This is a genomic window from Enterobacter sp. Lyrl_3 (assembly GCF_051948675.1).
GTDB lineage: Bacteria > Pseudomonadota > Gammaproteobacteria > Enterobacterales > Enterobacteriaceae > Enterobacter > Enterobacter cloacae.
Genome location: NZ_JAYJLI010000008.1, coordinates 71,362 through 83,870, shown reverse-complemented (window position 1 = coordinate 83,870; position 12,509 = coordinate 71,362). Strand labels below are relative to the sequence as shown.

The window sequence follows — 12,509 nt, the reverse complement described above, 5'->3', positions numbered from 1 at the left end:
ACACAACATTAAGGGGCATGAGAAAGGTTGTTTGTGGCAAAAGCCTAAAAGAATGGAAGATGGTTCACGGAATTGGCGTTTGGTGCGGAAGTTATCGCCGGGTGACGGCAACGCCTGACCCGGCCAGGAAAACCCACATGCCCGCGCAAGCGAAGCGCCGCCGGGCAGGATATTATTTAAGCAGTGTGGCCCAGTTCTCAACCCACGGGTTTGATTCGCTTTCGGGTTCCGGGTGTTCTCCGGCGTCAATCAGCAGCATGTCGCCCACTCGCTGGGCGCTCTGTTCCTGCAGGAGTGCGTCGAACTGCTTGCCGCCGCCGCAGAAATTGGCGTAAGAGCTGTCGCCCAGGGCGATGATGCCGTAGTGAACGTCCGGCTGGTAGCCAATATCTTTAATGCCCTGGAAAAGCGGCACGATGCTGTCCGGCAGATCGCCCTGCCCGGTGGTGGAGGTGACCACCAGAATGTATTTATCTTTATACTTTTCCCAGTCTGCCAGCTCCGGATCTTCATAAACCTTGGCTTTATGACCCTGGCTTGTGAGTATCGCTTCCGCCTCTTCCGCAACCAGCAGCGAGTTGCCGTACATTGTGCCGACAAAAATGCCTACTTCAGCCATGATATGTTTCCTAAATTATTGCGCTTGCCGTTCATCCTGAACGTTGCCCGGTACAAACTCAACCCTTTCATTTTTGGGGAGTTGCCCCAGCCAGCCAAACTGTGACAGCGCCTGCATCCAGACATCATCGAGACCCGCATGGATCGTCAGAGGTTTGCCGGTAAACGGATGCGTCAGGCTCAGTTCGCTTGCGTGCAGCATCAGACGATCGCAACCAAAATGTTCAGCCGCACTGCGGTTCTGGCGCAGATCGCCATGCTTGCTGTCACCGATAATCGGATGTCGCAAATGCTTCAGGTGTCGGCGGAGCTGGTGTTTACGCCCGGTTTTGGGCAAAAGCTCAACCAGGCTGTAGCGAGTGGTGGGAAATTTGCTGGTTGCCACCGGCATTTCAGTCGTCGCCATACCGCGATACTCGGTTACCGCAGGTTGCGGACCTTTGTCATCACGGGCAAATTTATCGGCGATTTTGTCCAGCTCTTCCACCAGAGGATAGTCAAGCGTCGCGGCTTCTGTCAGCCAGCCACGCACGATCGCGTGGTAGCGTTTCTGGATCTGATGCTGCTCAAACTGCTGCGCCAGCAGACGACCCGCTTCGCTGGACAGTCCCATTAGCAATACACCGGAGGTGGGTCTGTCCAGGCGATGGGCGGTAAACACATGCTGACCAATCTGGTCGCGCACGGTCTGCATCACAACCACCTTCTCGTCACGATCCAGCCAACTGCGGTGCACCAGCCATCCCGACGGTTTGTTCACTGCCACCAGCCACTCATCCTGATAGAGGATCTCAAGCGTCATGCGTCATCACCAGCAAACAGCGCATCCAGCTTTTCCAGCTCAGCCAGCATGACAGCACGCGCCGGGTGGGTGGCCTCCAGCGCCATTTCATAGTAAGGCGAGACCGCAAACGCCTGCGGCAGCGGATGACCACCCTCCAGCAGCGCATGCATACGGGGAATTAACACCCACTGGAGCCACTCAAACGGTGCCAGCGTATCCAGGCAGAACGGCTGGGTACTTGCGAACGCCTCTGGCTGCGGCGCGGTCTCCTGCCACAGCTGATGTTGGCGCAAAAGAGCTTCGATGGCGTGCAACCGGGCACGAACGCTATCGTGTTGCGTCATAGTAACCTCAACTGAAAAAATGAACGGCGCGCAGCATAGCATTGCAGGCAGCAGAAATAAAAAAAGGGAGCACTGTAAAAACAGTGCTCCCGGTTCGTTTCGCAGCATTCCAGCTACAATTTATGCTCCCTGCTCTTCCGTGACAACTTTTCCTGAAGCCCGAAGGCCTGTTCATCCGTAAACTGTTTGCATCCTGCACACATCGTCCTGATGTGTCTGTTTCATCCTGAAACGTCCTGGCCATCCTGACCCACCGATCATCCTGAGCGGCTCTCGTTCTCCTTCCTGGAGGTGTCCCTTACGCGTCCTGCGTGATCCTTTGCTTCATCCTGAAGCCTTCCTGCAGCGCCATCCTGACGTGTCCTGTGTGAGAAGCGCCATCATCCTGATGTTCGTTTCTCGTGTCGGCGTCCTGTCGACAGAGATAGAATCCGCTATTCCGCTTCGTCTTACAACCCACCCTGTAAGCGTTGTCAGCCTCCGAAAAGCGGGTTTGCTGCATCAGAATTTTATTAATCCTTTGATAATTATCATAATATTTTTCTTAATTACGTAAGGTAATACTGATCGTTGCGGCGATCTCTCACAAACCGTGTAAGAGATCTCTCACACGCGCTGTAGCATGATGGATTACAGAAGCGGCTCAAGTCGGGTAAGGAAATCCGCAAGTGAGGGGGCGAGCGTCTCGCGATTGCGGGTGCCGATTGTCTCTTTGATTACTTCACCAGACAGGTTGCAGACGGAAATAACATCCAGTTCACTGTCCAGCGTGGCAATAAAAAGTGTCGGAGAAAGCTTAAGGCGTTTTTGCGTGACCAGATGACCAATCAGGTTTTCCTGAACACGCTGCAGATCGTCTTCGCTCCAGGTCTGCAACAGCGTCAGCGTTACCTCACCAAAGCGGGCAGGCATATCCCCTGCAAACTGCGTGGTGTAGAACGCGTGAACCGCTGGTTGTACCACAATGTCCATTGCCCGTTCAACCGCATTTACATTCTCCTCGACAGACCAGGGCTGCGGCTGCCAGATAACGTAGTCGTCCACCGAAGAGATAATGCAGGGCGAAGGCACACCATAGAGATCAGCACTTTGCGGCCAGGTGCCCCGGATGTCATGCCATGCGTCGCAGTAACGGGTCGTGAAGGTCTTAAGGGCATTTGCAGTTTCGATATCCACCGATTTCTCTCTTCTGGTAAGACAGGATAAACTCAGCCCTAAGTGTACCTGTAAAGTGACTATGAAACATGTCTTACGAAAATCATCAGGCGTTAAGTGGCTTAACGCTGGGTAAATCGACCGATTACCGCGACACCTACGATGCCAGCCTGCTGCAGGGCGTTCCGCGCAGCCTTAACCGCGATCCTTTAGGGCTGCGTGCAGACGCGCTGCCGTTTGTCGGCGGTGATATCTGGACGCTGTATGAGCTCTCCTGGCTGAATGCTCGCGGTCTGCCGCAGGTGGCGGTAGGCCAGGTTGAGCTGGATCATGCCAGCCTCAACCTGGTGGAATCCAAAAGCTTCAAGCTGTATCTCAACAGTTTTAATCAGACCAAATTCACCAGCCTGGAAGAGGTTCAGCACACGCTGGAGCGTGATTTACGCGCCTGTGCCCAGGGCAACGTGACCGTTGCGCTGTATCGCCTGAATGAACTGGAAGGGCAACCTATCGCCCATTTTAACGGCACCTGCATCGACGATCAGGATATCGAGGTGGATAACTACGAGTTCAGCGCCGGGTACCTGGAAAATGCGGCAAGCGGGAAGATTGTGGAAGAGACGCTGGTCAGCCATCTGCTGAAGTCCAACTGCCTGATCACCCACCAGCCGGACTGGGGTTCTGTGCAAATCCAGTATCGCGGCCCCAAAATTGACCGGGAAAAGCTGCTGCGCTATCTGGTGTCGTTCCGCCATCACAACGAATTCCACGAGCAGTGCGTGGAGCGCATCTTCAGCGATATTCAGCGCTTCTGTCAGCCAGAAACGCTGAGCGTGTACGCGCGCTACACCCGTCGTGGCGGGCTGGACATTAACCCGTGGCGCACCAATACCGATTTTGTACCTGCAACGGGCCGACTGGTGCGTCAGTAATATAAATATTTTCACAATATGCGCGGGTAATGCAGCGCTTTAGGTTGTGAAACGTCACGCGGCAGGGCTATTGTAATCAGCAGGGAATGACGATAATCGTCCCATAAGGAGCTCACTTGATTACACATATTAGCCCGCTTGGCTCAATGGATATGTTGTCGCAGCTGGAAGTGGACATGCTTAAACGCACGGCCAGCAGCGATCTTTATCAACTGTTTCGTAACTGTTCACTTGCCGTACTGAACTCCGGAAGCCTGACAGACAACAGTAAAGAACTGTTATCCCGCTTCGAAAGCTTTGATATCAACGTGCTGCGCCGCGAGCGCGGCGTGAAACTTGAAGTGATCAACCCGCCGGAAGAGGCCTTCGTCGACGGGCGGATTATTCGTTCCCTGCAGGCCAACCTGTTTGCCGTGCTGCGTGACATCCTGTTTGTTAACGGGCAGATCCACAACGCGGGCCGCTTCCAGCATCTTGACCTGGAAAGCTCGGTTCATATCACCAACCTGGTGTTTTCTATTCTGCGTAACGCCCGTGCCCTGCACGTTGGCGAAGCACCGAATATGGTCGTCTGCTGGGGCGGTCACTCCATTAACGAAACCGAATACCTGTACGCCCGTCGGGTGGGTACCCAGCTCGGTCTGCGTGAGCTGAATATCTGCACCGGCTGTGGCCCAGGCGCGATGGAAGCGCCAATGAAAGGTGCCGCCGTGGGTCATGCCCAGCAGCGTTATAAAGAGGGGCGCTTTATCGGCATGACCGAGCCGTCGATCATCGCCGCTGAGCCACCTAACCCGCTGGTCAACGAGCTGATTATCATGCCGGATATCGAAAAGCGTCTGGAAGCGTTTGTCCGTATCGCTCACGGCATCATCATCTTCCCGGGCGGCGTGGGTACGGCAGAGGAGCTGCTCTATCTGCTGGGGATCCTGATGAACCCGGCCAACAAAGATCAGGTTCTGCCGCTGATCCTGACCGGGCCGAAAGAGAGTGCCGACTACTTCCGCGTGCTGGACGAGTTTATCGTGCATACGCTGGGTGAAGCCGCGCGTCGTCACTATCGCATTATCATTGACGATGCGGCAGAAGTGGCGCGTCAGATGAAAAAAGCGATGCCGCTGGTGAAAGAGAACCGTCGTGATACCGGTGATGCCTACAGCTTTAACTGGTCAATCCGTATTGCGCCGGATCTGCAGATCCCGTTCGAGCCTTCGCATGAGAATATGGCGAACCTGAAACTCTATCCTGACCAGCCGGTAGAAGTGCTGGCCGCCGACCTGCGACGCGCCTTCTCGGGCATTGTGGCGGGTAACGTGAAAGAGGTGGGGATCCGCGCCATTGAGCAGTTTGGCCCGTATAAGATCCACGGTGACCCGGAGATGATGCGCCGCATGGACGACATGCTGCAAGGCTTTGTCGCCCAACACCGTATGAAGCTGCCGGGCTCGGCTTATATTCCTTGCTACGAAATCTGCACATAACACGTTAATCGTTCTTCTGAGGGCTGGGGCGCGTTCTGTCGTTACCCGGCCTTTTTTTCGCATCAATTCATAGTCATTGCTTATAGAATTTATAAACTGCACGCCTACGCAAACGATTACCTGAATTTTAAAACCATAAATTATCAGCTTTAAAGCAAATTACTCATCAGAAAATCCTAAAACCCACCATCTTTACAGCGCAAGACACCTATCTTCGGGGGCGCTCTTTCCGGACATATGTTGTTAATGATAGCCTTCGCGCCCGTAAATTCTCTTTGATGTTTTTTTAACAGAGAAATGGTCTAAATATACCCACATCATGAGTGGATTATTGCATTTGGGATCGCGATCACTGATACATTCATAAGTAGAATGTATCTTTCCGCCCGCCAATAGTTACGGGTGAAAATTATTAAAAAACCGTCACTGAACGAATTTCATATTACCGTCAGGCATTTTTTCATCGGATTTGACTACAAACCTGACAATTTGCTTCCTCCAGGAGATACAGATGGAAACCACTCAAACCAGCACCGTTGCTTCGATTGAATCCCGAAGTGGTTGGCGCAAAACGGATACCATGTGGATGCTTGGCCTTTACGGCACAGCAATCGGCGCTGGTGTACTGTTCCTTCCTATCAACGCAGGCGTCGGCGGTCTGATCCCGCTGATCATTATGGCCATCATCGCGTTCCCGATGACCTTCTTCGCACACCGCGGTCTGACCCGCTTCGTTCTGTCCGGTAAAAACCCGGGCGAAGACATCACTGAAGTGGTTGAAGAGCATTTCGGCGTTGGCGCAGGGAAACTGATTACCCTGCTCTACTTCTTCGCCATTTACCCGATTCTGCTGGTTTACAGCGTGGCGATCACCAACACCGTTGAAAGCTTCATGACGCACCAGCTGCAGATGACGCCGCCACCGCGTGCCATTCTGTCCCTGATCCTGATCGTCGGTATGATGACCATCGTGCGCTTCGGCGAGCAGATGATCGTTAAAGCGATGAGCGTCCTGGTGTTCCCGTTTGTTGCCGCACTGATGGTGCTGGCCTGCTACCTGATCCCACAGTGGAACGGTGCGGCGCTGGAAACCCTCTCCCTGAGCAGCGCATCTGCAACCGGTAACGGCCTGATGATGACCCTGTGGCTGGCGATTCCGGTAATGGTCTTCTCCTTCAACCACTCCCCGATCATCTCTTCCTTCGCCGTGGCGAAGCGTGAAGAGTACGGCGCAGGCGCAGAGAAGAAGTGCTCCAGCATCCTGGCACGTGCACACATCATGATGGTGCTGACCGTAATGTTCTTCGTCTTCAGCTGCGTACTGAGCCTCTCCCCGGCGGACCTGGCAGCAGCGAAAGAGCAGAACATCTCCATTCTGTCTTACCTGGCGAACCACTTTAACGCACCGATTATTGCGTGGATGGCACCGATCATCGCCATTATCGCCATCACCAAATCCTTCCTCGGCCACTACCTGGGCGCACGTGAAGGTTTTAACGGTATGGTGATCAAATCTCTGCGCGGTAAAGGCAAGAGCATTGAAATCAGCAAGCTGAACAAAATCACTGCACTGTTCATGCTGCTTACCACCTGGGCCGTTGCTACGCTGAACCCAAGCATTCTGGGCATGATTGAAACCCTGGGCGGTCCGGTTATCGCGATGATTCTGTTCCTGATGCCGATGTACGCAATTCAGAAAGTCCCTGCTATGCGTAAGTACAGCGGTCATGTGAGCAACATCTTTGTGGTTATCATGGGGCTTATCGCTATCTCTGCGATCTTCTACTCCCTGTACACCATGTTCTGATTATCACCCGCGCCGTCCCCGGACGGCGCACTCCTTCCTCTCTGACTGAAAGCAATGGACGCATCATGATTAGCGTATTCGATATCTTCAAAATCGGTATTGGTCCTTCCAGCTCTCACACTGTCGGACCAATGAAAGCCGGTAAGCAGTTCACGGATGACTTGATTGCACGCGGCATCTTGCACGACATCACCCGCGTGGTTGTCGATGTGTACGGCTCGCTTTCCCTGACCGGAAAAGGCCACCATACCGATATCGCCATTATCATGGGCCTGGCGGGAAACCTGCCGGATACCGTTGATATTGATGCGATCCCTGGCTTCATCCAGGACGTAAACACCCACGGTCGCCTGCTGCTGGCAAACGGCGAACACGAAGTGGAATTCCCGGTTGACCATTGCATGAATTTCCATGCGGACAACCTGTCGCTGCACGAAAACGGCATGCGCATTACCGCGCTGGCCGGCGACACTGCGGTTTACAGCCAGACCTATTACTCTATCGGCGGCGGGTTTATCGTCGACGAAGACCACTTTGGTCAAACCAGCACCTCATCTGTCGACGTGCCGTATCCGTACAAAACTGCGGCCGATCTCCAGCGTCACTGTCAGGAGACGGGGCTTTCCCTCTCCGGTCTGATGATGAAAAACGAGCTGGCCCTGCACAGCAAAGCGGAGCTGGAACAGCACTTTGCTAACGTCTGGGAGGTGATGCGCGGCGGGATTGAACGCGGGATCACCACCGAAGGCGTTCTGCCCGGTAAGCTTCGCGTACCGCGTCGTGCGGCCGCGCTGCGCCGTATGCTGGTGAGCACCGACAAAACGACCACCGACCCAATGGCCGTCGTAGACTGGATCAACATGTTCGCCCTGGCGGTGAACGAAGAGAACGCCGCAGGGGGCCGCGTGGTCACGGCGCCAACCAACGGCGCCTGCGGTATCGTTCCGGCCGTACTGGCGTACTACGACAAGTTTATCCGTGAAGTGAACGCCAACTCGCTGGCGCGCTACCTGCTGGTCGCCAGTGCGATTGGTTCTCTGTATAAGATGAACGCCTCCATTTCCGGCGCGGAAGTGGGCTGTCAGGGTGAAGTGGGCGTGGCCTGTTCCATGGCCGCTGCGGGTCTGGCAGAGCTGTTAGGCGCAAGCCCGGCGCAGGTTTGCATCGCCGCCGAAATCGGCATGGAGCATAACCTGGGGCTGACCTGTGACCCGGTTGCCGGACAGGTTCAGGTGCCGTGTATCGAACGTAACGCGATCGCCTCCGTGAAGGCAGTGAACGCCGCACGAATGGCGCTGCGCCGCACCAGCGAGCCACGCGTCTGCCTCGATAAGGTTATCGAAACCATGTACGAAACCGGTAAAGATATGAACGCCAAATACCGTGAAACCTCTCGCGGTGGTCTGGCAATGAAGATCGTGACCTGCGATTAAGCCTCTCAGGAAGCCTCGTTTTGCGAGGCTTCTTCCTGTTTTCCCCGCCGCGCATAGTTTCATACCGCTGACAGTGTTACCCTTCCTTCATGAGATAGAAGGGAGATTATCTGTGGCTGTTCATTTGCTTATCGTCGACGCGCTCAACCTGATTCGCCGGATCCATGCAGTGCAAGGCACGCCCTGTAAGGACACCTGTCTGCACGCGCTGGAGCAACTTATTCGCCACAGCGAACCGACGCATGTCGTGGCCGTATTTGATGACGAGGCGCGTAATTCCGGCTGGCGACATCAGCGTTTGCCGGACTATAAAGCCGGACGCGCCCCCATGCCGGACGATTTGCATGCAGAAATGCCGATGATTCGCTCGGCATTCGAAAAGCGCGGCGTGCCCTGCTGGGGCGCCCAGGGCAATGAAGCGGACGATCTCGCGGCGACGCTTGCGGTCAAAGTGGCCAGCGCCGGGCATCAGGCAACCATTGTGTCGACGGATAAAGGCTACTGCCAGCTGCTCTCACCCACTATCCGCATTCGTGACTACTTCCAGAAACGCTGGCTCGACGCCCCGTTTATTGCCAGTGAATTTGGCGTCTCGCCTGAGCAACTTCCTGACTACTGGGGGCTGGCGGGGATCAGCAGCTCTAAAGTGCCGGGCGTTACCGGTATTGGGCCTAAAAGCGCCGCACAGCTGCTGACGGATTTTCAGAACCTGGAAGGGATCTACGCCCGGCTCAATGAAGTTCCGGAAAAATGGCGTAAGAAGCTGGAGGCCCATAAAGAAATGGCCTTTATCTGCCGGGATGTGGCGACGTTACAGACGGATTTACAGCTGGACGGGAATTTGCAGCAGTTGAGGTTAGAGCGTTAAGCGTCCCCTCTCCCCGTTGAGGAGAGGGTTAGGGTGAGGGGCCTATCGCTCGTCGCGACGCCCGCCCACGGCCGCCCACCAGCGACGAATATGCACCGTCACCTCTTCGCGATCGTGATACAGCTGACGCGCCTGGATCTCCACGTTAATGCCGTGTTCATCCAGTTGCTGCTGAATATAGGCAAGGTTCTGAGAGACCTCCTCATAGCGCTTTTTCATTGGCAGCTTGAGGTTAAAAATCGTCTCACGGCACCAGCCGTTCACCAGCCAGGAGGCCATCAGTGCCGCCACTTTCGCTGGTTTTTCCACCATATCGCATACCATCCAGGAGATGTTATTGCGGGTTGGACGATAGCGGAAACCGTCTTCCCGCAGCCAGGTGACCTGCCCGGTGTCCATCAGGCTTTGCGCCATCGGGCCGTTATCAACAGACGACACCCACATGTTGCGTTTCACCAGCTGATAGGTCCAGCCACCGGGACACGCACCGAGATCGACCGCGTACATGCCGTTGGCCAGACGCTCATCCCACTCATCCGCCGGAATAAAGACGTGAAACGCCTCCTCCAGCTTCAGGGTTGAACGGCTCGGCGCATCAGCCGGGAACTTCAGGCGTGGGATCCCCATAAAGAACGGAGAGTTGTTGTTGGTATAAGAGTAACCGGCGTAGCAGCAGCCCGGGGCAATAAAGAAGATATGCACGACCGGACGTTTTGGCGTTTCGTAGTTTGTCAGCACGCCGGCATCACGCAGCGCCGCGCGCAGCGGTACGGTGAACTTACGGCAGAACTTCATCAGCTCTTTGCTTTCGTTGGTGTCGGCCACTTCAACGCGCAAATCGCCCCCCTTCTCGACCACGCCCTGCAGCATGCCCACAATCGGGGTGATGCGATCTTCTGGCGGGAGATCTTTCAGCAGCTCACCCGCGACGAACATCTGGCGCGCAAAGATCAGTGAACTGAACGGCAGCTCGCGTGCCAGCTTATCCGCATCATCAGGCTGGTAGCATTCGAACACCACATAGCCCGCATTATCCTTAACGCGCGCAAAACCGAAGACTTCTCGCTTCGCCGCTTTATCCGTAATTTCCGCGGCGCACTCTTTCTCAAACCCCGGGCGACAATATAAAACAACCTTATTCATGAACAACGCCCTTGCGTTTCAGACGGATAGCTCCGATAAACATTAATACCCACCCTGCCAGGAAGCTGACGCCGCCGACAGGTGTAACAAACGCCCACAGGCGCAAATGCGAGAGCGCAAGGCAGTAAAGGCTGCCGCTGAACAGCACCGTACCCAGCGCCAGGAAAACGCTGCTCCAGTAAAACCAGATGCTGATGCGGCGCTGCATCGCTACCGCCAGCCCAAAAATAGCCAGCGTATGGAACGCCTGGTATTCAAGGCCGGTCTGGATCCAGCCCATCTCCACCACGCCCAAAGACTTGCTTAAGACATGTGCGCCAAACGCGCCCAGTGCAACAAAAATAAAGCCACTCACCGCGGCAAAAATCAGCATGAATCGGCTGGTCATGTTTCAGTCCTAAAGTAATGCGTGCCCGGCACACAAAAGTTATTGTTCATACCTGAAGCGGAATTTTTCTTGCTCGCTCGCCGCTTTCGCCAGTATCCACTGCCGGAAAGCGGCTATTTTACCCAGTTCTGCCTGACTGTCATGACAAACCAGATAAAACGCATTCTTGCTGACCAGTACATCATTAAAAGGGCAAACCAGACGGCCGGCCTCAATTTCGGACTGCGCCATGACGTTGTTCGCCAACGCAATGCCCTGTCCGTGAATGGCAGCCTGTAGCACCATCGCACTGTGGCTAAAGATGGGGCCCTGCTGCACGTTTATATGATTAAGACCTAATTGACGGGTATAAGTTTGCCAGTCGCGGCGAGAAGCATCGTGTAACAGCGTATGTTGTGCCAGATCGGTGGGCGTTTTTAACGCTTTATCGCCCGTCAAAAGCAGCGGTGAACAGACTGGCAGCAGATATTCTGCGTATAATTTCTCGACACGCAAGCCCGGCCAGTTACCACGCCCATAAAAAATGGCAACGTCCACATCGTCCGCCAGTTTGTCTTCCTGACGATCCACCGCCTGAATCCTGACATCAATTCCCGGATAAGCTGAGTTAAAGCTTGAGAGTCTGGGCACCAGCCACTGAATGGCAAAACTGGGCAATAAACTGACTGTCAGTGCGCCTTTTGCACTCCTGGCCTGCAGCTTGCGCGTGGCTTCCGTGAGCTGGGAAAAAATCTCTTTAATATCCTGAAAATAGCTCTGCCCCTCTTCCGTCAGCAACAGCGAACGGTTGCGTCGGCGAAACAGCTTGAGGCCCAGAAAATCCTCCAGGGACTTGATTTGGTGACTTACTGCGGCCTGTGTCACAAAAAGCTCATCTGCTGCGCGGGTGAAGCTTAGATGACGTGCTGCTGCATCAAAAACACGTAATGCATTTAGGGGTGGCAATCGCTTGGACATGGTTATCTGGCTTAGATGTTAACGAGATTTAACAAACAGGAAACAACGTTTAACCTATTAGTTTTTTTTATCTGAGCCATTATAATTTGTCCGTTGAGGAACTACCAGCAAATACCTATAGTGGCGGCACTTCCTGAGCCGGAACGAGAAGCTTTTTTTGGAATGCGTGTTCTGAAGAGCTTTTGGCTTACGGTTGTGATGTTGTGTTGTTGTGTTTGCAATTGGTCTGCGATTCAGACCACGGTAGCAACGCTACCAATTTTTCACTTCCTGTACATTTACCCTGTCTGTCCATAGTGATTAATGTAGCACCGCCAATTTGCGGTGCTTTTTTTTGCTTAGCGATCTGTTAATGCTCGATCTCTTTCATTTCTTTCACGTCCGTGCGGTTGATCTGCTGCTTGTTCCCGTTAGCATCTTTGTATGAAATCATCCCGGTATCGTTATCGGTTGTCGGTTTCCCTTCCGAAACAATGGAACGACCATCGTTAGTGTGCATGACGTAGTTGTTACCAGAACAGGCGCTCAGGGCAAAAGTAAACGCACAGGCAGAAATGATTGCAGCTGTCTTATTCATGATTCTTCTCCTTTAGCAATTA

At 54.1% G+C, this 12,509-nt stretch carries 13 protein-coding genes; 5 read left to right on the top strand and 8 right to left on the bottom strand.

Features of this window, described 5'->3' with window-relative positions:
• Positions 1 to 172: 172 nt before the first annotated feature.
• The 4 genes from VF709_RS15690 to syd all read right to left on the bottom strand — a co-directional run bounded on the left by VF709_RS15690 (position 173) and on the right by syd (position 2,922).
• Positions 173 to 619, bottom strand: coding sequence for a flavodoxin (locus VF709_RS15690; protein ID WP_020689316.1), 447 nt, complete (start codon positions 617 to 619; stop codon positions 173 to 175).
• 15 nt (positions 620 to 634) lie between these two features.
• Positions 635 to 1,420, bottom strand: a complete 786-nt coding sequence (gene truC, locus VF709_RS15685) for a tRNA pseudouridine(65) synthase TruC (RefSeq protein ID WP_013098526.1) — start codon at positions 1,418 to 1,420, stop codon at positions 635 to 637.
• On the bottom strand, positions 1,417 to 1,746 hold the full coding sequence (locus VF709_RS15680; protein WP_013098527.1) for a YqcC family protein: 330 nt from the start codon (positions 1,744 to 1,746) through the stop codon (positions 1,417 to 1,419). The genes truC and VF709_RS15680 overlap by 4 nt, the downstream gene beginning before the upstream one ends.
• Before the next feature lie 630 nt (positions 1,747 to 2,376).
• Positions 2,377 to 2,922 (bottom strand): SecY-interacting protein, encoded by a 546-nt coding sequence (gene syd, locus VF709_RS15675; RefSeq protein WP_149896910.1) that lies wholly within the window; start codon positions 2,920 to 2,922, stop codon positions 2,377 to 2,379.
• Between the two features lie 68 nt (positions 2,923 to 2,990).
• On the opposite strand from syd, the gene queF reads away from it, so the two are divergent.
• The 5 genes from queF to xni all read left to right on the top strand — a co-directional run bounded on the left by queF (position 2,991) and on the right by xni (position 9,422).
• Positions 2,991 to 3,833 (top strand): NADPH-dependent 7-cyano-7-deazaguanine reductase QueF, encoded by an 843-nt coding sequence (gene queF / locus VF709_RS15670; RefSeq protein WP_149896911.1) that lies wholly within the window; start codon positions 2,991 to 2,993, stop codon positions 3,831 to 3,833.
• A 116-nt stretch (positions 3,834 to 3,949) separates the two neighbouring features.
• Entirely contained in the window at positions 3,950 to 5,314 is a 1,365-nt protein-coding gene (ppnN, locus tag VF709_RS15665; protein ID WP_013098530.1) for a nucleotide 5'-monophosphate nucleosidase PpnN, read from the top strand.
• Between the two features lie 511 nt (positions 5,315 to 5,825).
• Positions 5,826 to 7,121 carry an HAAAP family serine/threonine permease gene (locus VF709_RS15660; protein ID WP_013098531.1) on the top strand — a complete coding sequence of 432 codons (1,296 nt, stop codon included), beginning with the start codon at positions 5,826 to 5,828 and terminating at the stop codon, positions 7,119 to 7,121.
• Between the two features lie 65 nt (positions 7,122 to 7,186).
• Positions 7,187 to 8,554 (top strand): L-serine ammonia-lyase, encoded by a 1,368-nt coding sequence (locus tag VF709_RS15655; protein WP_020689323.1) that lies wholly within the window; start codon positions 7,187 to 7,189, stop codon positions 8,552 to 8,554.
• Positions 8,555 to 8,666: 112 nt separating this feature from the next.
• Entirely contained in the window at positions 8,667 to 9,422 is a 756-nt protein-coding gene (xni, locus tag VF709_RS15650; RefSeq protein WP_149896912.1) for a flap endonuclease Xni, read from the top strand.
• A gap of 42 nt (positions 9,423 to 9,464) precedes the next feature.
• On the opposite strand, the gene rlmM is transcribed toward xni, so the two are convergent.
• The 4 genes from rlmM to VF709_RS15630 form a co-directional block, all read right to left on the bottom strand.
• The gene (gene rlmM / locus VF709_RS15645; protein WP_013098534.1) at positions 9,465 to 10,565 is read right to left on the bottom strand and encodes a 23S rRNA (cytidine(2498)-2'-O)-methyltransferase RlmM; all 1,101 of its coding nucleotides are present in this window, start codon (positions 10,563 to 10,565) and stop codon (positions 9,465 to 9,467) included.
• Positions 10,558 to 10,953, bottom strand: a complete 396-nt coding sequence (locus VF709_RS15640) for a DUF423 domain-containing protein (RefSeq protein ID WP_003862756.1) — start codon at positions 10,951 to 10,953, stop codon at positions 10,558 to 10,560. The genes rlmM and VF709_RS15640 overlap by 8 nt, the downstream gene beginning before the upstream one ends.
• A gap of 39 nt (positions 10,954 to 10,992) precedes the next feature.
• Positions 10,993 to 11,910, bottom strand: coding sequence for a glycine cleavage system transcriptional regulator GcvA (gcvA, locus tag VF709_RS15635; protein ID WP_149896913.1), 918 nt, complete (start codon positions 11,908 to 11,910; stop codon positions 10,993 to 10,995).
• Between the two features lie 349 nt (positions 11,911 to 12,259).
• On the bottom strand, positions 12,260 to 12,487 hold the full coding sequence (locus tag VF709_RS15630) for a YgdI/YgdR family lipoprotein (RefSeq protein ID WP_008499648.1): 228 nt from the start codon (positions 12,485 to 12,487) through the stop codon (positions 12,260 to 12,262).
• Between the last annotated feature and the right edge of the window lie 22 nt (positions 12,488 to 12,509).

What these genes read in the sequence shown, in the direction of transcription:
- VF709_RS15690 (WP_020689316.1), bottom strand. Translation starts at nt 619, where the DNA reads ATGGCTGAAGTAGGCATTTTTGTCGGCACAATGTACGGCAACTCGCTG.
- truC (WP_013098526.1), bottom strand. Translation starts at nt 1,420, where the DNA reads ATGACGCTTGAGATCCTCTATCAGGATGAGTGGCTGGTGGCAGTGAAC.
- VF709_RS15680 (WP_013098527.1), bottom strand. Translation starts at nt 1,746, where the DNA reads ATGACGCAACACGATAGCGTTCGTGCCCGGTTGCACGCCATCGAAGCT.
- queF (WP_149896911.1), top strand. Translation starts at nt 2,991, where the DNA reads ATGTCTTACGAAAATCATCAGGCGTTAAGTGGCTTAACGCTGGGTAAA.
- VF709_RS15660 (WP_013098531.1), top strand. Translation starts at nt 5,826, where the DNA reads ATGGAAACCACTCAAACCAGCACCGTTGCTTCGATTGAATCCCGAAGT.
- VF709_RS15655 (WP_020689323.1), top strand. Translation starts at nt 7,187, where the DNA reads ATGATTAGCGTATTCGATATCTTCAAAATCGGTATTGGTCCTTCCAGC.
- rlmM (WP_013098534.1), bottom strand. Translation starts at nt 10,565, where the DNA reads ATGAATAAGGTTGTTTTATATTGTCGCCCGGGGTTTGAGAAAGAGTGC.
- VF709_RS15640 (WP_003862756.1), bottom strand. Translation starts at nt 10,953, where the DNA reads ATGACCAGCCGATTCATGCTGATTTTTGCCGCGGTGAGTGGCTTTATT.
- gcvA (WP_149896913.1), bottom strand. Translation starts at nt 11,910, where the DNA reads ATGTCCAAGCGATTGCCACCCCTAAATGCATTACGTGTTTTTGATGCA.
- VF709_RS15630 (WP_008499648.1), bottom strand. Translation starts at nt 12,487, where the DNA reads ATGAATAAGACAGCTGCAATCATTTCTGCCTGTGCGTTTACTTTTGCC.